The organism is Kribbella hippodromi, assembly GCF_039531045.1.
Lineage (GTDB): Bacteria > Actinomycetota > Actinomycetes > Propionibacteriales > Kribbellaceae > Kribbella > Kribbella hippodromi.
The window spans coordinates 31,854-49,616 of sequence record NZ_BAAAPH010000008.1 but is presented as its reverse complement, the minus strand read 5'-3'; the positions used below and the strand labels follow the sequence as shown (position 1 = coordinate 49,616).

Below are 17,763 nucleotides of genomic sequence, written 5' to 3'. Positions count from 1 at the left end.
CGGTGTGGGTGGGGTTTATCCGCCTAGGGTGTTGCTGTTGGTTTGTTGGGGGGTTCGGGGCTTGGAGGCGGTTCTGGTGTCGCGGAGGTGGTCGGGGCGTTCGCCGGCGGAGGTGGTCGTGGTGGGGCCGCCGTCGCTGCGGACGGTGGCTCCGGAGGCGCTGGCCCGGCCGGCGCTCGTGACGTATGCGGTGGTTCGCTGCTCGTCGGGGGTCATGTCAGAGGATCGGCTCGGCTGGCCGCGGCCTTGCTCGGAGGCGCGGGCATCGCGGTACTCGGCGATGAGTGGCTCTTCTGCTGGGAGCGCGGGAGAGTTGCGCTGGCCGGATGTCTGGACCGCGCCGTTGTTGACGGTGAGCTCGTCGATGTGGTCGGCGCTGATCACCTGGCCGGACTGATTGCCGCCCTGCGCCGGTCCTTGGGCATCCTGGCCTAGTCCCGGACTCTGTGCGTCTTGGCCTGGACCTTGCGGGTTCTGGCCTTGTGCCAAGTCCTGGGGTTGCTGGGCTTGGCCCGGTGACTGGGTGTCTTGGGTCAGGGCCTGTGCGTCTTGAGCTTGGGTCGGGGCTTGGGCGTCTTGGGTTTGAGCCAGGGTTCGGGCGTCCTGGGTTTGGGCCGGGGCCGCTGGGTCTTGGAGCTGGCCCTGAGGTTCCTGGCTCTGGCGCTGGTCCTGGTTCAGAGTTTGGGCGGTTTGGGATCGGTCCGGCGAACCGAGGTCTGCGGATGGATCGGCCTCGCGCGCGGTGTCCGTGTCGGTGGCGTACGGGTCCGTCTCCGGCTGCTGCTCTTGCGGCAGGTCCGCTTCGGCGGCGGTGTCGGTGACGTACGGGTCCGACGCTGGCTCCTGCACGGCATCGCGGGCGGTGTCGGTGTCGGTGACGTACTCGCTGGGGCCGTCTGGGCTGCCGGACTGTAGTTCGTTGTCGGCGGTGGACGCGGGGGCTGCTTCGGCGTCCCGGTCGACGGTGGGGTCCGTCGTTGGGTCTTCGGCACCGAGCCCGTCGAAGGCGTCCTCGTGGTCCGCCCACGGGTTTTTCAGCTCGTCGGCTTCGGCGTCCAGGGGTGCGCCGTGTTCGTCGACGGTTGGGGTGTCGACAGCGGATTGTTCGTGGAAGGGGTCGGTGGTGTCCAGGGCGGTTGCGTCGGTTGCGTCGGGGTTGACCGTGTCTTGTTCGGCTTGGTCGGTTTGTGCGCCCTGGCGGTCGGCGCGTTCGTCCAGCTCGTCCTTGATCTCCTCGGCTGCTACTACACCACCGGCGGCTGCACCGGCACCGTCGACCGCGTTGACGCCCTCGCGGTCGGACGCCTCGGCCTTCTTCTTACGGTCGGCTTCCTCTAGCTGCGCCTGCTTGTCGTGTTCACGATCCAGGGTGTCGACCACACCGTTTTTGTCCAGATCGCCCGCGTTCTGGTTCCGCTGCTCATCCGCCACACGGACCTGGTTGTTCCGATCAGCATCCAGGTCACGGTTCCGGGTGTCGGGAATGCCGTCACGGTTGAGGTCGGTCTGGTTCAGCTCGGCGTCCTGATTGCGCTGGTCGGCGAGTAGCTGTTGCTGCTCCGCGATTCGCTGCTGGTTGGCGGCGTTTTGCCGCTCCAGCGCTGCCGCCTGACGGCTCAGCTGCTCGTTCTGAGCATCCGCAAGCGCAAGCTGCCCACTCACGCGATCCACCTGGCCGTACAACGCCCGCTGCTCGGCCTCGGAGGTCCCCCGGGCGGCGTCGGGGCGATTCCATTGTCTTCCGCGGACCACCTCTTCGACCGCCCCGCGACGCATTTGGCTCTGGTTCAGCCGTTGAGCAAGCCTGCCCCGCCGCTGTTGCTGGAACTGTCGTAGGAATTGCCAGATCCTGCGCACCGTTTGGGCAACGGACATCATGATGTCGTCTGCTTGACCTTCAGTTGCCATCAGGCCACCTCGCTGGCATAGACGGAGTACGCGAAACCGGCGGCGGTGTCTTCCGGTCCGGGCTGGGAGGCGAACAGGTGGATCTCGGCGCCGGGTCGTAGCCAGACCGCGAGGTGCCGGCGGCGGCCGCGCCACTCGGGTGGGATGCGCAGGTCGGTGCCTGGCCCGACGAAGACGGGCGGCCCCCAGTACCGGCGGGCCAGCTCGAGTTGTTCGGGCCAGTGGGCGTCCAGGCCTTCCTCGGCCTGGGGTAGCTCGGTCGAAGCGATGTCGTACGCCGACCAGCCGCTGCGTGGGCTCTCCGGGAGCACCGCGTCCGGCAGCACCAGCATCACTGTCTCGCGCTGGGTGACCAGACCCCAGGTGTACCGGTCGGGGTCGATGTCACCAGGCGCCCAGGGACGCCAGCCGGTGGCGGCGGTGACGCGGTTGACCAAGGCGCGGATGGCGTCCATGCCGGTCGCCGGCGGTCCCCAGACCGGCCGCCAGTCCAAGACCTCGGCCAGATCCGCCATTGCGCGCTCGTCATCCTCTGACGACCGCTCCTGCGTCATCACTCCGCCACACTCCCTTCGTCAAGTTTCCACAGAGTATGCCCCGATCGGTGCCACCATCTCCCGTACAGACGCAAACCTGTGGACAACGGCTCCACCCAGCCGTTCGCGACCAGTAATCGGCTCTCGCCGTCCACAGGTCTCCGGTTGGGTTGTAGTGGAAACATGAAGCCGCCGGAGAATTCGTTCCGTTCCGCCCTGCACCATCCGCGGGTCGCGACGGTGCTCGGTCGCTGGCTGGGGACAGCCGTCGTGATCTGCTTCTTGACCGGCCTGTACAGCCACTTCCAGCAGGACACTCCAGGCTGGCTGCACCTCCCGAGCCGCCCAGCCGAGCTGTACCGCGTGAGCCAAGGACTGCACGTCCTCAGCGGAACCGTCGCCGTCCCGTTGCTGTTGGCAAAGTTGTGGACGGTCTACCCGAAGCTGTTCGCGAAGCCACCCTGGCCGCCAAGCCGGCAGGCGCTCCGCACCCTGCTGGAACGCGCATCGATCCTCGTACTGGTGTCCGCGCTGGCCCTCGAACTCTTCATCGGATTCATCAACACGTTGCAGTGGTACCCGTGGCCGTTCCCGTTCCGCCAGACGCACTACGCGCTGGCGTGGATCATCATCGGCGCGCTACTCGTACACCTCGCCGTCAAACTCCCGTTGATCAAAGCGCATTGGCGCCGTACGCCCACCAGCGATCCGGAAACACTGCCCGCCGGGGTCACCGGGCTCACCCGTCGGGGCCTGTTCCGTACGGTCGCCGGCGCCGCCACCCTGGTCGGCATCACCTCGATCGGCCAATCGGTCCCCGCACTAGGACCGATCGCCGTACTCGCGCCCCGCAAACCGAACATCGGCCCGCAAGGCGTACCCGTGAACCGTACGGCGGAAGCGGCCGGCGTCACCGGAATCGACGCGAATTGGCGCTTCATCATCAACGGACCCCAGCAACTGTCGTACACGCTCGACGAGCTCAGAGCCCTTCCACAAAGCCGCTCCGGCCTGCCGATCGCGTGCGTCGAAGGCTGGAGCCAGCATGCCAACTGGGAGGGCGTACGAATGCGCGACCTGCTCAACCTCTGCGGCGCCCCGCCGAACTCCAGAGTCCGTGTCGTATCAATGGAAAAGGGCGGCTTCTATGCGACAAGCGAGCTCCCACCCGAGTTCGCCGCCGATCCGCTGACCCTCCTGGCGCTCCGCCTGAACGGTACGGACCTCGCACTCGACCACGGTTTCCCCGCCCGCATCATTGCGCCGAATCGCCCAGGCGTCCTGCAGACCAAATGGGTCCACCGCCTGGACGTGATCACATGAAGACCCGCGCAGCACTCGCGACCATCGGCGTCGGCTTCGGCCTCTGGGGACTGTGGCTCTTGTTCACAGCTGTAGATAACCACGGTCTGATCCGACTGCCGATCTGGCTGGCCGGTGCGGTTGTCGCCGACGACTTCTTCCTCGTACCGCTGACCGTCGCGATCAGCTGGCTGCTCACCCGCTGGTCGACCGGCCCCGATCGCCACCGAACAGTCGCGGCCGTACGAACCACGCTGCTCGCGATCGGTATCACCACCCTGCTCGCGCTGCCACTGCTCATCCGGCAGGGCAAAGGCGCGAACCCGACGGTGCTCCCCCGCGACTACCTCCGGGACTGGTTATTGCTTGAAGCAACAATCATCGCGGCAGGCGTCACGACGTACGTGGTTCAGCGATCGCGCTTCACGTTGAGCAGGTCACGCGCCTCGTCCGGCGACATCGGGGGCCGCTGAGCCAGCGTCGCGAGCACGGCCGCACGTTCGACGAGCTCGGCGTTGTGCGTGACCGGCTGCCCCTTCGCCAGCGTCAGCGTGTCCTCCATGCCGACCCGGAGGTTGCCGCCCTTCGAAAGCGCGGCCAGCGCGACCGGGAGCGCCGTACGCCCGATGCCGGTGGCCGACCAGGACGTGACCGCGTCGGGCAGTGCGTTCACGGCCGCGACGAGCGCATCCGCCGTGCCGGGCATGCCGCCTGGTACGCCCATCACCAGGTCACAGTGCACCCGCCCGCCGTACGGCAGCCCGTACTTGTCCAGCAGCCGATGCAGCGCGGCGACGTGACCGAGATCGAACAGCTCGAACTCAGGGACGACCTCACGCTCCTGCGTCAACTGGTACAGCTCCGTGACGAACGGCCAAGGGTTCATGAACACGTCGTCGCCGAAGTTCACCGTGCCCATCGTCAAGGAGCACGAGTCGGGTACGGCATCCAGTACGCGGAGCCGATGTTCGTACGGATCCGTGACTGCTCCGCCGGTGGAAAGCTGCACGATCAGGGCCGTGTTCTCGCGCACCGCGGCGACCGTGTCCGTGAGCCGGCCGAGGTCGAGCGTCGGCTGGTGCTCGCCGTCGCGGATGTGGATGTGGATCATCGCGGCCCCGGCGGCCTCGCAGCGTTTCGCGGTCTCGACCAGCTCGTCGAGCGTGGTCGGCAACGCCGGGCAGTCCGCCTTCGCGGTCTCGGCACCGGTGGGAGCAACTGTGATCAGAGTCGACGCCATGGATGAATCCTGCCAGATCGCACTTCGAAACGGATATTTGCCCGTCCTTGGCCCCGTTTACCGGACGATCTCCGGTAGGACAGGATGTTGCCATGAGAGCCGTAGTACAGCGAGTCAGCACCGCGTCGGTCACCGTGGACGGCGAGGTGGTCGGGGCGATCGAGCAACCGGGCCTGCTCATCCTGGTCGGTGTCACGCACGACGACACCGCCGAGAAAGCCGCCGCGCTGGCCGCCAAGATCTGGACCCTGCGCATCCTCGACGGCGAACGGTCCGCCGCCGACGAGCAGGCACCGATCCTCGCGATCAGTCAGTTCACCTTGTACGCCGACACGCGCAAGGGCCGCCGCCCTTCCTGGAGTGCCGCCGCTCCCGGCCCGGTGTCGGAACCGCTCTACGACGCGTTCTGCACCGCCCTGGCCGCCCTCGGCGCGAAGGTCGAACGCGGCCGCTTCGGCGCCGACATGCAGGTCGCCCTCGTCAACGACGGCCCAGTCACCCTGATCCTCGACGCCTGACCCCGGCTTTGGGAAGCCACCACGCAAAAGATCCACTCCAGAAATACACGGTGGCTTCTCAAAGGGGGTCCTGACAACAGAAACGGCCCCCGGTTCCGCAAGGGAACCGGGGGCCGGATTCTGGAGCCGGTGAGGTTCGACTCAGAACGCGTCTACCGCAGTCAGCTGACGACGCCGGCGGCCGAGTGGCCGACGATGACCTTCGTGTTCAGGCTGTAGACGTCGATGACCAGCGCGTTGACCTCGATGTAGCGCTTCTGCCGCATCACCTGGTTGAAGGTCAGCTTGGCGACACCCGGGATGTCCAGGGTGGCGTTCTCGCCGGTCTTCACCGGGTAGGTCTTGTTGCCGACCTTGATCGACGCGATGCTCGAGGACGAGCTCACGCCGGCCTTGCCGTCCTTGGTCTTCCAGGCGGAAGCCTTGGACTCGATGGCGCCGATCGACAGGTTGCCCACCTTCACACCCGCGACGTGCGAGCTGAAGTCGATGTAGGACTTGTTCTCGCCGATGGCGCCGTTCTTGGTGGTGTAGACACCGCCGACGTAGGCGACCTTCGGGATGTTCAGCTCGCCGACGGCGACCCGGACGGTCTTGCCCTCAGTCCCCTGGCAGGTGGTCTGAAGCGACGTCGGGCCGGACACGACCAGCTTGTCGGCCTTGGCCTGGGTGCCGTACGCGGACCCGATCACCAGCGCGGTGGCCGGCTTCGAGATCTCCGCACGGGTCTTCAGGACCGCGACGTCGACGCCCTGCGGGATGAACTGGTTCTTCACCGTCGCGTGCACGACGACCGCCTGCGCGTACGAGTAGATGCCCGACGCGGTCTTCACGCCGCCGACCCGGTTCAGCACGATGTAGCCCAGGCCCGGAACCGCGACCTTGGTGTTCGGGCCCGGCTTCAGCAGCGACGGAACCGCGATGTTGCCGATCTTGACGCCGGCGAAGCTGGTGTCGCCGGTGTAGGACAGCTGGCCCTTCGAGTACCGCGCCGTGGTGGTGGTCTTCACACCCGTCAGCGTGAGCAGGTTGCCCACCTTGACGTCGGCGGCGGTCGCGGTGCTGGTGACGCCCGTACCGCTCTTGTCGTTGAACGCGTGCGTGTCGGTCTTCACCGTCCGCGCGATCGCCTGCTCGTTCACGTTCGCCGTGGCGAGGTCGTTCTTGTCAGCCTTGGTGGCGTCCGTGGTGCAACCGAACTTGCTGACCACCTGCGGGCCGCTGTTCGCCAGACCGGTTTCGACGTCGGTGCCGTACGAGTAACCGCTGTATCCGAAAACCGGCGAGGCGGATGCCGAACCCGAGGTCAGCGCGATCGTAGAAGCCACGCCGACAACCGCCGCAACTCCGACGGCAGCGAGCTTCTTGTATCCGATGCGGGGTCGCATTGACCCCTCCTCCCTGAGTGATGACGTGACCCGAAGCGCGGGTCAGGACACAGACACAACTTGGCCGATTGCGGTAGGTAACGAGAAAGTCCCGCTCCGAGACCAAACCGTTACATTGCCGGGTCGTTGCCCGCGACATCCACGTCACCCCGTAACCCTGGCGCGATGACCGGAACCCAAAGCGGGCAAAGCGTTTCCGGACATGCCGAGGGGCCCGGACGCGCAAGGTCCGGGCCCCTCGGTGCTTACTTCAGGGTGGGCCACCTCGGGTGGTGGTGGCACCTTCAGTAACGAACGACTGCTCAGACGGTGACGGCCACTTCCGCAACCTCGCCGTACTGCGCCACTACCTCGCGGTCCACCGGCTGGGCCTTCGGCGCCAGCGTGCGCAGCGTCCAGCTGCCCGGCGCCGCGAAGAACCGGAAGTGCCCGGTGGCCGAGGTGGGCACCTCCGCGGTGAACTCACCGGTGGAGTCCAGCAGCCGCACGTACGCGCCGCCGACCGGCTCCTCGCCGCGCAGCACCTGGCCCTGGATCACGGCTTCCTTGTCGACGTCGACGCCCTTGAGGTCGAGGCCGCCCTTCTTCGCTCCGCACATGGTCAGGCCTCCCCGGGCTCGTCGCCGAGGGCAACGGGTACGCCGACCAGCGAACCCCACTCGGTCCAGGAACCGTCGTAGTTCTTCACGTTCTCCTGGCCGAGGATCTCGTGCAGCACGAACCAGGTGTGCGCCGAACGCTCACCGATCCGGCAGTACGCGATGGTGTCCTTGCCGAAGTCCACGCCGGCGTCGGCGTACAGCTGCTTCAGCTCGGCGTCGGCGCGGAACGTACCGTCGTCGTTGGCCGCCTTGCTCCACGGAATGTTCGCGGCGGTCGGGATGTGACCCGCGCGCTGCGCCTGCTCCTGGGGCAGGTGGGCCGGGGCGAGCAGCCGGCCGGCGTACTCGTCCGGGCTGCGGACGTCGACCAGGTTCTTGACGCCGATGGCCTCGTTGACCTCGTCGCGGAAGGCGCGGATGTCCAGGTTCGGGTCCTTGGCCTGGTACTCGGTGGCGTCGCGCTTCACGACCTCGTCGGTCAGCTCGCGGCTGTCCAGCTCCCAGCGCTTGCGGCCGCCGTCGAGCAGCCGGACGTCACCGTGGCCGTAGAGCTTGAAGTACCAGTACGCGTACGCGGCGAACCAGTTGTTGTTGCCGCCGTACAGCACGACCGTGTCGTCGTTCTTGACACCTCGCTCGGACAGCAGCGCGCTGAACTGCTGCTGGTTGACGAAGTCCCGCCGGACCGCGTCCTGCAGGTCGTCCTTCCAGTCCAGCTTGATCGCACCGGCGATGTGGCCGGCGTCGTACGCCGAGACGTCTTCGTCGACCTCGATCAGGACGACACCGGCGTCGTTCTTGTGCTCCTCGACCCAGTCGGCCGAGACGAGAGCGGATTCCCTGCTCATGTGTGCTGCCTCTCAGTTGGTGGCGGTTGTTGGCGTACGAATGCGATGGATCAGCAGATAGGCCTCGCAACCGAGGCAGAGCCCGACCGCGGCGTTCACGAACGCAGCGACCAGGGCGAATCCGGTGGCGACCACGCCGAGCACGGTCGCACCGGTCAGGTACCCGACCAGTCCGGCGAGCGCGAAGACGAGGCCGACCAGCTGGGCGAACCGCGGTGGCGCCGCGTCCTCCAGCTCCTTCGGCGGGGCCAGCCGGGGCCGGACCAGCCGCTTGAACAGCCACCCGTACGGCGACGCCTGGACGCCGAACGCGACCGAGACCGCGAACACCACGGCCTGCACCGCGAGCGGCCAGGGGCTGTTGAGTACGAGCGTCAGCGCGAGAACGACGGTGGTGACGCCGGCCGCGAACCGGAGTCCGCGCGGATCGACCTGCCGCGCCGCCTGTTGTTCGGACATGACAACTCCAGGAGTTGGAGGATGTCGAGCCGGGACCCGCCCGAATCTGCGGGAGACGACGTACGCGGAACCGTGCTCAGCGACCGGTTCCGCAGCGCTCGGGACGCCGCCTGGTCAGCGGCGTCGACACAGGGACGAGCGCACCCGGCAGTTGTCCACTGCCCGGCGCTTCGTCAGCCATGTCCGGTAAACCACGCAACGAGCGTACGGAACGTAGGCGGGTGCGCCGACCGTTGTCCCACTGAGTGAGACAATTGATCACACTATGGGATAGCTACTTCCGGACCACGTTGGTGGCCGCCACCTTGTCGTGCAGTGCCTGCTTCTTGTCGTCCCAGAGCGGCCACAGGTAGTCGAGCAGTGCGGCGAAGCCGGTGAGCGTACCGATCAGCGGAATCAGGCCGAGCACACTCAGCGCGATCTGGAAGCCGTACCGCTTGGCAACGGCGGAGCCCGGCGGGTTGCCCGGTACGTCGCGGAGCCGGACCGCGATACCCAGCGCCATCTTGCCCGGAGTAGCGCCCTTCTTCGTCACGAACAGGTACTCGTACACGAACGAGACCACGAAGCCGATCAGGACCGCCGGGACCATCCACTTGTAGACCTCTGGCGGCAGTGTGGTCGTAGTGGCCGGGTTGCCGGCCTCTGCGCTGTCCAGGGTGTCTCTGAAGTAGTCCAGGAGCACCTGGGAGTAGTGGTAGTAGAAGTAGCCGGTCAGCGGGAGCCCGATGATGCCGACGATGATCGAGTCGATGATGCGGGCGAACACACGCCGCCACCAGCCGGACAGCAGCTGGCCGTCGGGGGTGGCGTGGGGGCGCTGGCCTGGGTAGCCGTAGCCCTGCTGGCCCGGCTGCTGGCCTGTGTACTGGCCGTACTGCTGCTGACCGTACTGGCCGTACTGAGGCTGTTGCCCCGGCTGTTGCTGGCCGTACTGCTGTTGTTGCTGCTGGGGCTGGTTTTGGGCGTACTGCCCGTACTGCGGTTGTTGCGGCTGGGCGTACTGGCCGTACTGCGGTTGGGCCGGGCGGCTCTGCTGGGTCGGTGCCGGACCTCCGTACACCTGCCCGTGCTGTGCAGCCTGGCCGTACTGGCCCTGGTACGGCGGTGGGGTCTGCTGGGGGCGGCGCTGATCCGTCCAGGAGGTGCCGTCCCAGTACCGCTGCTGGGTCTGGTCCTCGGGATCGTCGTACCAACCGGCTGGAGAGCTCACCGGGAGAGTCTTACGTACCTGACGGTGGTTCCGCCATCCGGTGGCGCTTACCGGACGCCGGTCGGCTCGATCGCGGCAGCCAGCGCGGCAATCACGTCCGGCTTCCGGGGCGCACCGCTGGCGCGTTTCACGACCGCACCGGTGCTGTCCAGGACCAGCGTGGTCGGCGTACGCAGGATGTCCAGCCGCCGGACCAGCTCCAGGTGGGACTCGGCATCCAGCTCGACGTGCCGTACTCCGTCGACCATGCCCTCCACCTCGGCCAGCGTCCGCCGGGTGGCACGACAGGGCGCACAGAACGCCGAGGAGAACTGCAGCAGCGTCGCCCGCTCCCCCAACTCCCCACCAACCTCAGCCGCCGTCACCCGCTCCACGCCGACCTCCGCCTTCCCCCGGAACCGCCCGTCCACCCACGCCTTGAGCACACTGAGCACCCCACCGGCGACCACCGCGCCGGCCAGCACCCACAACCCAAGACTCACAATCACCCACGGTACGACTCCCCCTAAACCCTTCAACCACCCATTTCACCCACTGAGAACCGGTCTGACTTAATGGTGGGTGTGGAGAGTGGGTTGGTGGTGCGGGAGGGGGTGGTGGTGCCTGAGGGGGAGTTGATGTGGCGGTTTTCGCGGTCGGGTGGGCCGGGTGGGCAGTCGGTGAATACGACTGACAGCCGGGTGGAGTTGAGTTTTGATGTGGCGAGTACGTCGGCGCTGAGTGACGTACTGAAGGCTCGGGCGGTGGAGCGGCTGCGGTCGCGGCTGGTTGATGGTGTGGTGACGATCGCCGCGTCGGAGTACAAGTCGCAGTGGCGGAACCGGGAGGCGGCGCGGGAGCGGCTGGCGCAACTGTTGCGGGAGGCGATCGCACCGCCGCCGAGGAAACGCCGGCCGACCAAACCGAGCAAGGGCGCAGTGCGGCGCCGGCTGGACGACAAGAAGCGCCGCGGCGAGACCAAGCGCCTCCGCGGCCGCCCGGACGACTGAACCCACCGCAGACACCTGAACCCACCGCAGACACCTGGACCACCGCAGACACCTGGACCACCGCAGATAGCTGAACCACCGCGGCAGGCTGGCCACGGAGCGGCCCTCTGGCTGGTTACGCTGCCGTCGTGCAGGAAACGGGGACCGGGGGGTCTGAGCAGGAGGAGCCGGAAGCGCTCCCGGAGCTCAAGGATCTGAAGGTACGAGGCCGATCGGTCCGTACCTGGGTGATCGGCGCGGCAGTACTGCTCCTCGCCGTCTCCGCGGTCTTCGGCGGACTGAAGAAGGCCGGCGAGGAAACCCCACAAGTAACAGCCGGTACCGCGATCGACGCCGGCCGTTTCGACGTCACCATCCAGCGCGTCGTCACGGTGAAGGACCTGAAGCCGCTGTTCACCCCCGACCAGGGCGGCGCACTGATCGCGGTCGTGACGAAACTCAAGGTCACCGACTCCACCGGCACGACCCCACCACTCGACCTGATCCGCCTGATCGGCGTACCCGGCGTCGACGAAACCGCACCACCGCTCGGCACCACCAACCTCCGCGACCAGACCACGAACCCGGTCCTCACCCCCGACGCGGCCGAGGACGTCGCGTACGTCTGGAAGCTGCCGAAGGCGACCGAGCTGCCCGCCAAGGTCCAGCTCACCGTGCAGGGCTACAGCTTCGGGGAGTCGATCCTCGACCATCACGACAAGTGGTCGCAGGACAAGCTCGCCGCCGAAAGCACGGTCCCGGTGAAGGACAACATCAAGTGACCGCCCGCAGACTGCTCAACGCCGGCCTGACGCTCGCCGTCCTGGTCGCGATCGTCGGCCTGTACCGGGTGACGCCGACGCAGAAGGACATCCAGCAGCCCACTCCGGTCCGCGGCATCATCGGCCGCGCCGTACAGACGCCGCGCTTCGACCTGACCGTCGACGCCATCCGGATCGGCAAGAAGCTCCGGATTCCGCACACGACCCCGGACCGGGATTCGCTGACCGACTTCGTCGTCGTGGACGCGTCTGTCACCGCGACTCGCGAGCCGATGCACATCGCCGACGTCCGGATCCGCTCCGCTGACGGTGTCACGTACCTCGGTTCGAACCGCAGCGGTCTCGACCAGGTCGACCTGACCAGCACCGAGTTCGCGCCGGACATCCCCGTCCGCGGCTCCTTCGTGGTCGAGATGCCCGCCGACAAGGTGCCGGGGGCAACATTGCTGGTGATGGAGAAGTCGATCCTGAACGACCTGGAACCACAGGTGACCGTCCCGCTCGGCTCCGACGCCCCACCTCTGCAGGACGTGGTGGCACTGACCGCTGCGAGTGACACGTGACCGGCGCGCGCCGCGCCCGCCGCGGCTGGTTCCGGCGGAACCGCATCGCCTTCGCCGTACTGGTGCTGGCGATCCCCTTGGCGGGCTGGTGGACTACCAGGAGCGACTACAAGTCCTGGTACGACGCTGAGGCCCGTGACGCCGTGACGGTTTCGCCGGGCGGTACTGCGTACAACGGAGCCACTTGGTACGACGCCAGCATCCAGGAGAACCCCCAGCCCAACCAGACCGGACAACAAGACGTACTGCCACAGGGCACTACGCGCATCCGCGTGTACTACCGGCTGCAGGTAGACAAGCTGTCCGCACTGGATGGACTAGGTGGTTGTCAGCTACACCTGCGTGCACCGGACGGAAGGGTGTGGGACGAGACGCAGGTCGCCGACGACTTCCAGGACCGCCCCACCGGCTGCACTGGTGGTTCCGACGACAAGCCGGCTAGTTGGCGTGGCGCAGCTGGTCAGTACTACTTGAAGCCGGTCGCCGGAAAGCCGTTCGAAACAGTAGCGATCTTCGTCGTACCCACCTCTGTCGCCGGCAGCGTGCAACCGACGATCACCTGGGCTACGAAGTTCCCTCAGTACTTGGCATTCCCGAGGTAGCTGCACTCAGGTCGGTCACGCCTTGGTCCCCTGCCGGTTGGCTGTGCACCGCACGGGTCCTGGGAGTCAGGTAGCCGGCCAGCCCGCCGATCATCCGGTCGTACGCGGCAGCCAGCAGACTGACTTGGAGCATGATCTTGAGTCCGTCGGTGACCAGGTTCAGTGGCTCGTCGATAACCATCCAGAACTGCAGCGTGTGCGGCCCGAGCACCCACAGCTTCAGGACGATCCACACCGCGCTGGCCGCGAACGTCACGACCGCCCAGGCCAGGAAGTACCCCAGCATGGGTCGCAGGCCGGACCGGACGACCAGCCGGAACGCATCCATCACCGGAGTCCACCGGTCTTTCCAGTCGGCGACCACAGAGTTACCGGCAACCCGTACGATCCGCGGGGTCTGCTGCCAGCGGTTGGTGATCCGGTCGAACCGCCAGCGTGGTTTCTCCAGCTTCTGCAGGGCTCTGCCGTAGATGACCGCGGTCATGGTGATCCACATCAGCGGAAGTACAGCAGCGCTCCACAGGTCGCCGATGCCCGCGGTGATGAACCCGGTGACCGCATCCCACACCTCACGGACCTGATTGACCCCGAGGACGTGGTCCAGCACCCAGGCGTACCCGTCGTGCAGCCACTGCCAGGCCACGCGCTCCTTCAGCCAGGTCATCGGTGGTGGAATCACGGACGACGCCTGGTACGCCACCACGAAGATCCACAGCGCCTCCAGGTACGTGACGAACAACTTCCGTACCGGGCCCTCCTTGTCCTTCTTCCACTTCTTGAACACGAAGCGGAGCAGGTACGCCGTGATGCCCAGGCCGAGGAACAGCCACGTGGACAACGACTGCAGCCCCTCCGACTGCTGCGGGACCGTGCCACCACCTAGTACGGTCGCCACCGTCTCGTTCGCCTGGTGCACCGCGAGTCGGTACTCGTAGTCGAGCGCCTCGTTCTGCAGGAACTTGTACGCCGCGTAGAACGCCAGGAACGGCAGCAGCGCCGCAGCGATCGCATCCAGCGGCTTGTGCTCGTTACCCGGCTCCACCCCATCCGGTGCGAGTACGCCCTCTGCCACGGCTCGGCGGTGGAAGGGCAGCTCGCCGCGTAGTACCAGGAACATGCTGACGTACATGGCGAGTGACACAACTACGAGCAGTGCCAGTACCGCTATGCCGGCTGCTTCTGCCTTGGCTCCTGCCTGCACCGCTACCCACTGCAGTCCCCGGTGCACCAACTGTGCGACCAGGAAGACCGCAAGAAGGCGTGGCCAGGCCTTGCCGAACAGGACCCCCGCGCGCCCCACTGTTGTGAGCAGCGTCCCCGACTCCATCGCCACGGCAGGAATCTACCTCTTGGGTGGTGCCAACCACCTCGACGCGGTCAGCCGCCGGCGAACGGTGGCAGCGCGTCCACGAGAGCACCCTGGGTAAGCGGCGTGCTCGAGTCGGCCCGCTCCCCGTCGAGCAGGAAGGTACAGATCGACAGCACCCGCGCCAGCTCCGGACGGCCGGTCGAAACCGTCGTCACCAGGTCACCGATCGACCTCGCCTCAGCGGTCGCCGACGACTCCCCGGCCGCCGAACGCGCGGCAGCGAAGTACCTGATGGTCACTTCCGGCATCTGGTCCGCGCCTCACTCATCGGTCAAGTCATCCGCTATTATGTCAGCTTGCTGTTACTACCCAGTGTGTCCCAGGCCCCCGGCAACGACGCCGTCGGGGCCTGACGTGCAAAAGGACCGGGTCGCATCGTCAAGATCCGATGATCAGCACCAGGAGACGGCGTGAGCACGTTACTTCTGCTGACGAATGCTTTGCAGGCCTCCACGGAGGTGCTGCCCTCGCTCGCCCTGCTCCCGCACCAGATCCGGATTCTGCCGCCCGAGGTTTCCGCGCTCGTGGACGCGCCGGACGCGGACGCCGTCCTGCTGGACGCCCGCCGCGACCTGGTCGCCGTCCGGGCCGCGTCCCGGCTGATCCGGACCACCGGCATCGACGTACCGCTGATCCTGGTGGTGACCGAGGGCGGCCTGACCGCGGTGAACGCGGACTGGGGCGCCGACGACGTCATGCTCGACACCGCCGGCCCGGCCGAGATCGAGGCCCGGCTCCGGCTGGTGATCGGCCGGCTCGCCGCGACCCGTGACGTCGAGCCGGAGTCGACGCTGATCCGCAGCGGCGACGTGGTGATCGACGAGGCGTCGTACACGGCCAAACTGAACGGGCGCGCGCTCGACCTGACATACAAGGAATTCGAGCTGTTCAAGTTCCTCGCGCAGCACCCGGGGCGGGTCTTCACCCGTGAGCAGCTGCTGCAGGAAGTGTGGGGGTACGACTACTTCGGCGGTACGCGGACGGTCGACGTGCACGTACGCCGCCTGCGCGCGAAGCTCGGCCCGGAGCACGAGTCGCTGATCGGTACGGTCCGGAACGTCGGGTACCGCTTCGTCGCACCGCCCGCGCCGAGTACCCGCGAACCGGCCGAAGCCAAGTCCTGACCGCTCCGAGGCTTGCTCAGAAGAAGAACTTGAGCAGCGTGAACGCGAGCCCGGCACCGGCCAGCAGCGCGGCCTTCCAGGAGCCGAGCCCCTGCCGGAACCCGGTCACGAACGTGCCGATCGTCACCGGCACCAGCATCACCAGCAACGTCACCCCGGCGGCGTGGACGCCGACATGCGACTGCACCGTCAGGATCCACCCGACGACGAACGCGAACGCCAGGCCGAGCCAGCTCGTGACCTGGATCGATCCGTCATCGCTGCGATGTCCGCGATGCGACGCGCGCGCGGGCCGTCGATGCGAAGTCGGAGCAACGTGCGCCATCGCTCACCTTCCGTAAGTACTTGAGTACGCAAGGTACCAGCATCCCCGGCCGGAGCGAAAACTCTCCGGGGCGCCGGGCGGACGGCCCGCCCAGCGCCCCGGGAACAGGTCAGGAACCGATCGAGATCCGGTCGGTGGCGACCGGCGTGTACGGGTCGTGCGCGGTCAGGTAGCTCGCGAACGCGTCGATGTCGAGCCCGCCGAACACCTTGTTCGTGGCGGTGGTGAAGGCCGGGAAACCGTCACCGCCGTCGGACAGGAAGTTGTTCGTGACGATCCGGTACGACGTACCGTCCACCAGCGGCTGGCCACCGATCTTGACCGAACCGGCGACGATCTTCGAACCGGCCGCGGCCGCCGGGTTCCAGGTGTAGGTGATCCCCGCGACCTGAAGCACCTTGTACTTCGCCGCCTCCGGACCGTTCACGCCGGAGAACTGCTGCTCCAGCAGGGCCTTCAGCTGCGTACCGGTCATGTCCATCGAGACCAGGAAGTTGTTGAACGGCTGCACCGTGAACGCCTTGCCGAAGGTGACCTCGCCGTTGTTCGAGGCGAGATCGGCGCGGATGCCGCCCGGGTTCATGAACGCGACCACCGGCTTCTTCCCGCCGGACACCACGGACGGATCGGCCAGCTGCGCGTCGGCGATCAGGTTGCCCAGCGGCGATTCCAGCGAGTCGTCGTTGGTACGCACAACGGACGGCGTGGTGATGTGACCGATCACCTTGCTCTCGATCGGCGCGACCAGCTTCTTGTACTTGGCGATCAGGTCGCTGGTCTTCCGGTCCGGCACCACGTCCTGCGTGACGATCTGGTTGTTCGCCAGCGTGTTCACCCGGTCGACGTCACCGGTGGAGTTGTCGACGCTGAGCCGTACCTCGGTGACCAGGCGGCCGAACGACGACGCGCTGGTGATCAGCCGCGGCTTGCCCGCCTTGTCCGGCAGCGAGCAGTTGTACGCCTGGTGGGTGTGACCCGAGATGATCGCGTCGATCTCCGGGTCCAGGCCGGCGTTGATGTCGACGATCGGGCCGGAGATCCCGGGGCAGCTGTTGTACGCCTTCGGGTCGGCCGGGAAACCGCCCTCGTGCAGCAGCACCACGATCGACTTCACGCCCTGCTTCTTCAGCTCCGGGACCAGCGCGTTCGCGGTCTCGACCTCGTCCTTGAAGCTCAGGCCCTTGACGCCGGCCGCGGTGACGATGTTCGGCGTGTTCTCCAGCGTCATGCCGATGAAGCCGACCTTCTTGCCGTCCTTGAAGGTCTTGATCGTGTACGGCGCGAACAGCGGCTTGTGGGTGCTGTCCAGGAACACGTTCGCGGACAGGTACTTGTACTTCGCGCCCTGGAACGGGTGCTTCGGGTCCGGGCACGAGTTCTGGTTGTTCTGCCCGTCGCCGTCCGGCAGGCAGCCGCCGGTCTGCATCCGGCGCAGCTCCTGCCAGCCCTCGTCGAACTCGTGGTTGCCCACCGACGCGGCCTCGAGGCCCATCCCGCTCAGCGCTTCCACCGTCGGCTCGTCGTGGAACGCGGCCGACAGCAGCGGCGAGGCGCCGATCAGGTCACCAGCGGCGACCGTGACCGAGTCCTGGCCCTTGGCCTTCGCCTCGGCGCGCAGCTGCTTCAGGTGCGTCGCGAGGTACGCCGCGCCACCGGCCGGGATGTCGTTCACCTTGCCGCCCGAACCGGTGGCCGGCTCCAGGTTGCCGTGGAAGTCGTTGATCGCCAGCAGCTGGATCTGGGTGTGCGTGGGCTTCGGCTTCTTACCCTGCTCTGCCTGCGCCTGGTCTGCCTGCGCCTGGTCTGCTTGTGCGGCGGCGGCTTGCTGGGTCTGCAGTGCCTGCTGGGCTTGCTGGGTCGCGGCGGCCTGCTGCGGCGCGGCTCCTGCCTGGCTCACGGATCCCCCCGTGGCCAAGGCGAGCGCCACGGCAGATCCGGCGGCGAGCAGTCCGACCACGCGCCGTCCCCCCAGCCGCGCTCCGTCTCGTCCTGTCAGAGCCATGTCTTCTCCGTCGT

21 protein-coding genes are annotated in these 17,763 nt (G+C 67.1%); 8 read left to right on the top strand and 13 right to left on the bottom strand.

Annotation, left to right across the window (positions count from 1 at the left end):
* Positions 1–15: 15 nt before the first annotated feature.
* Both ABD260_RS14200 and ABD260_RS14195 read right to left on the bottom strand, forming a co-directional pair.
* Complete coding sequence (locus tag ABD260_RS14200) at positions 16–1,776, bottom strand: hypothetical protein (RefSeq protein ID WP_344233948.1); 1,761 nt, start codon at positions 1,774–1,776, stop codon at positions 16–18.
* Between the two features lie 131 nt (positions 1,777–1,907).
* On the bottom strand, positions 1,908–2,462 hold the full coding sequence (locus ABD260_RS14195; protein WP_344233947.1) for a hypothetical protein: 555 nt from the start codon (positions 2,460–2,462) through the stop codon (positions 1,908–1,910).
* Between the two features lie 165 nt (positions 2,463–2,627).
* Between ABD260_RS14195 and ABD260_RS14190 the strand changes: the two genes are divergently transcribed.
* Together ABD260_RS14190 and ABD260_RS14185 are read left to right on the top strand one after the other, a co-directional pair.
* Positions 2,628–3,767, top strand: coding sequence for a molybdopterin-dependent oxidoreductase (locus ABD260_RS14190; protein ID WP_344233946.1), 1,140 nt, complete (start codon positions 2,628–2,630; stop codon positions 3,765–3,767).
* Positions 3,764–4,219: a hypothetical protein gene (locus ABD260_RS14185; RefSeq protein ID WP_344233945.1), complete on the top strand. Its 456-nt coding sequence runs from the start codon at positions 3,764–3,766 to the stop codon at positions 4,217–4,219. Before ABD260_RS14190 ends, ABD260_RS14185 begins: the two co-directional genes overlap by 4 nt.
* Here ABD260_RS14185 and ABD260_RS14180 read toward each other — a convergent pair.
* Positions 4,156–4,986 carry a beta-keto acid cleavage family enzyme gene (locus ABD260_RS14180; RefSeq protein ID WP_344233944.1) on the bottom strand — a complete coding sequence of 277 codons (831 nt, stop codon included), beginning with the start codon at positions 4,984–4,986 and terminating at the stop codon, positions 4,156–4,158. The two genes, ABD260_RS14185 and ABD260_RS14180, sit on opposite strands and share 64 nt — an antisense overlap.
* Before the next feature lie 92 nt (positions 4,987–5,078).
* On the opposite strand from ABD260_RS14180, the gene dtd reads away from it, so the two are divergent.
* Entirely contained in the window at positions 5,079–5,504 is a 426-nt protein-coding gene (gene dtd / locus ABD260_RS14175) for a D-aminoacyl-tRNA deacylase (RefSeq protein WP_344233943.1), read from the top strand.
* 161 nt (positions 5,505–5,665) lie between these two features.
* On the opposite strand, the gene ABD260_RS14170 is transcribed toward dtd, so the two are convergent.
* The 6 genes from ABD260_RS14170 to ABD260_RS14145 all read right to left on the bottom strand — a co-directional run bounded on the left by ABD260_RS14170 (position 5,666) and on the right by ABD260_RS14145 (position 10,496).
* Positions 5,666–6,892, bottom strand: coding sequence for a choice-of-anchor P family protein (locus ABD260_RS14170; RefSeq protein WP_344233942.1), 1,227 nt, complete (start codon positions 6,890–6,892; stop codon positions 5,666–5,668).
* Positions 6,893–7,194: 302 nt separating this feature from the next.
* Positions 7,195–7,491: a DUF1416 domain-containing protein gene (locus ABD260_RS14165; protein WP_344233941.1), complete on the bottom strand. Its 297-nt coding sequence runs from the start codon at positions 7,489–7,491 to the stop codon at positions 7,195–7,197.
* Positions 7,492–7,493: 2 nt separating this feature from the next.
* A complete protein-coding gene (locus ABD260_RS14160) occupies positions 7,494–8,342 on the bottom strand; it encodes a sulfurtransferase (protein WP_344233940.1) in 849 nt (282 codons plus the stop codon).
* 12 nt (positions 8,343–8,354) lie between these two features.
* Positions 8,355–8,801 carry a DUF4395 domain-containing protein gene (locus tag ABD260_RS14155; protein ID WP_344233939.1) on the bottom strand — a complete coding sequence of 149 codons (447 nt, stop codon included), beginning with the start codon at positions 8,799–8,801 and terminating at the stop codon, positions 8,355–8,357.
* 274 nt (positions 8,802–9,075) lie between these two features.
* Entirely contained in the window at positions 9,076–10,014 is a 939-nt protein-coding gene (locus ABD260_RS14150) for an RDD family protein (protein ID WP_344233938.1), read from the bottom strand.
* A 47-nt stretch (positions 10,015–10,061) separates the two neighbouring features.
* Positions 10,062–10,496: a TlpA family protein disulfide reductase gene (locus ABD260_RS14145; RefSeq protein ID WP_344233937.1), complete on the bottom strand. Its 435-nt coding sequence runs from the start codon at positions 10,494–10,496 to the stop codon at positions 10,062–10,064.
* A 72-nt stretch (positions 10,497–10,568) separates the two neighbouring features.
* Between ABD260_RS14145 and arfB the strand changes: the two genes are divergently transcribed.
* The 4 genes from arfB to ABD260_RS14125 all read left to right on the top strand — a co-directional run bounded on the left by arfB (position 10,569) and on the right by ABD260_RS14125 (position 12,929).
* Positions 10,569–11,003 carry an alternative ribosome rescue aminoacyl-tRNA hydrolase ArfB gene (gene arfB, locus ABD260_RS14140; RefSeq protein ID WP_344233936.1) on the top strand — a complete coding sequence of 145 codons (435 nt, stop codon included), beginning with the start codon at positions 10,569–10,571 and terminating at the stop codon, positions 11,001–11,003.
* A gap of 128 nt (positions 11,004–11,131) precedes the next feature.
* Positions 11,132–11,764, top strand: a complete 633-nt coding sequence (locus ABD260_RS14135) for a hypothetical protein (RefSeq protein WP_344233935.1) — start codon at positions 11,132–11,134, stop codon at positions 11,762–11,764.
* Entirely contained in the window at positions 11,761–12,327 is a 567-nt protein-coding gene (locus ABD260_RS14130) for a hypothetical protein (protein WP_344233934.1), read from the top strand. The genes ABD260_RS14135 and ABD260_RS14130 overlap by 4 nt, the downstream gene beginning before the upstream one ends.
* Positions 12,324–12,929 carry a hypothetical protein gene (locus tag ABD260_RS14125; protein WP_344233933.1) on the top strand — a complete coding sequence of 202 codons (606 nt, stop codon included), beginning with the start codon at positions 12,324–12,326 and terminating at the stop codon, positions 12,927–12,929. The genes ABD260_RS14130 and ABD260_RS14125 overlap by 4 nt, the downstream gene beginning before the upstream one ends.
* On the opposite strand, the gene ABD260_RS14120 is transcribed toward ABD260_RS14125, so the two are convergent.
* Positions 12,892–14,256, bottom strand: coding sequence for a hypothetical protein (locus ABD260_RS14120; protein ID WP_344234200.1), 1,365 nt, complete (start codon positions 14,254–14,256; stop codon positions 12,892–12,894). The genes ABD260_RS14125 and ABD260_RS14120 overlap by 38 nt on opposite strands.
* A 50-nt stretch (positions 14,257–14,306) precedes the next feature.
* Positions 14,307–14,546, bottom strand: coding sequence for a MoaD/ThiS family protein (locus ABD260_RS14115; protein ID WP_344233932.1), 240 nt, complete (start codon positions 14,544–14,546; stop codon positions 14,307–14,309).
* 162 nt (positions 14,547–14,708) lie between these two features.
* Here ABD260_RS14115 and ABD260_RS14110 point away from each other — a divergent pair, with 162 nt between their 5' ends.
* On the top strand, positions 14,709–15,422 hold the full coding sequence (locus tag ABD260_RS14110) for a winged helix-turn-helix domain-containing protein (RefSeq protein WP_344233931.1): 714 nt from the start codon (positions 14,709–14,711) through the stop codon (positions 15,420–15,422).
* Positions 15,423–15,438: 16 nt separating this feature from the next.
* On the opposite strand, the gene ABD260_RS14105 is transcribed toward ABD260_RS14110, so the two are convergent.
* On the bottom strand, positions 15,439–15,747 hold the full coding sequence (locus tag ABD260_RS14105; RefSeq protein ID WP_344233930.1) for a hypothetical protein: 309 nt from the start codon (positions 15,745–15,747) through the stop codon (positions 15,439–15,441).
* Positions 15,748–15,856: 109 nt separating this feature from the next.
* Positions 15,857–17,644 (bottom strand): bifunctional metallophosphatase/5'-nucleotidase, encoded by a 1,788-nt coding sequence (locus ABD260_RS14100; protein ID WP_344233929.1) that lies wholly within the window; start codon positions 17,642–17,644, stop codon positions 15,857–15,859.
* Positions 17,645–17,763: the final 119 nt, after the last annotated feature.

Coding starts and splice junctions, on each gene's coding strand:
- ABD260_RS14200 (WP_344233948.1), bottom strand. CDS start 1,776: ATGCGTCGCGGGGCGGTCGAAGAGGTGGTCCGCGGAAGACAATGGAAT.
- ABD260_RS14195 (WP_344233947.1), bottom strand. CDS start 2,462: ATGACGCAGGAGCGGTCGTCAGAGGATGACGAGCGCGCAATGGCGGAT.
- ABD260_RS14190 (WP_344233946.1), top strand. CDS start 2,628: ATGAAGCCGCCGGAGAATTCGTTCCGTTCCGCCCTGCACCATCCGCGG.
- ABD260_RS14185 (WP_344233945.1), top strand. CDS start 3,764: ATGAAGACCCGCGCAGCACTCGCGACCATCGGCGTCGGCTTCGGCCTC.
- ABD260_RS14180 (WP_344233944.1), bottom strand. CDS start 4,986: ATGGCGTCGACTCTGATCACAGTTGCTCCCACCGGTGCCGAGACCGCG.
- dtd (WP_344233943.1), top strand. CDS start 5,079: ATGAGAGCCGTAGTACAGCGAGTCAGCACCGCGTCGGTCACCGTGGAC.
- ABD260_RS14170 (WP_344233942.1), bottom strand. CDS start 6,892: ATGCGACCCCGCATCGGATACAAGAAGCTCGCTGCCGTCGGAGTTGCG.
- ABD260_RS14165 (WP_344233941.1), bottom strand. CDS start 7,491: ATGTGCGGAGCGAAGAAGGGCGGCCTCGACCTCAAGGGCGTCGACGTC.
- ABD260_RS14160 (WP_344233940.1), bottom strand. CDS start 8,342: ATGAGCAGGGAATCCGCTCTCGTCTCGGCCGACTGGGTCGAGGAGCAC.
- ABD260_RS14155 (WP_344233939.1), bottom strand. CDS start 8,801: ATGTCCGAACAACAGGCGGCGCGGCAGGTCGATCCGCGCGGACTCCGG.
- arfB (WP_344233936.1), top strand. CDS start 10,569: ATGGTGGGTGTGGAGAGTGGGTTGGTGGTGCGGGAGGGGGTGGTGGTG.
- ABD260_RS14120 (WP_344234200.1), bottom strand. CDS start 14,256: ATGGAGTCGGGGACGCTGCTCACAACAGTGGGGCGCGCGGGGGTCCTG.
- ABD260_RS14115 (WP_344233932.1), bottom strand. CDS start 14,546: ATGCCGGAAGTGACCATCAGGTACTTCGCTGCCGCGCGTTCGGCGGCC.
- ABD260_RS14105 (WP_344233930.1), bottom strand. CDS start 15,747: ATGGCGCACGTTGCTCCGACTTCGCATCGACGGCCCGCGCGCGCGTCG.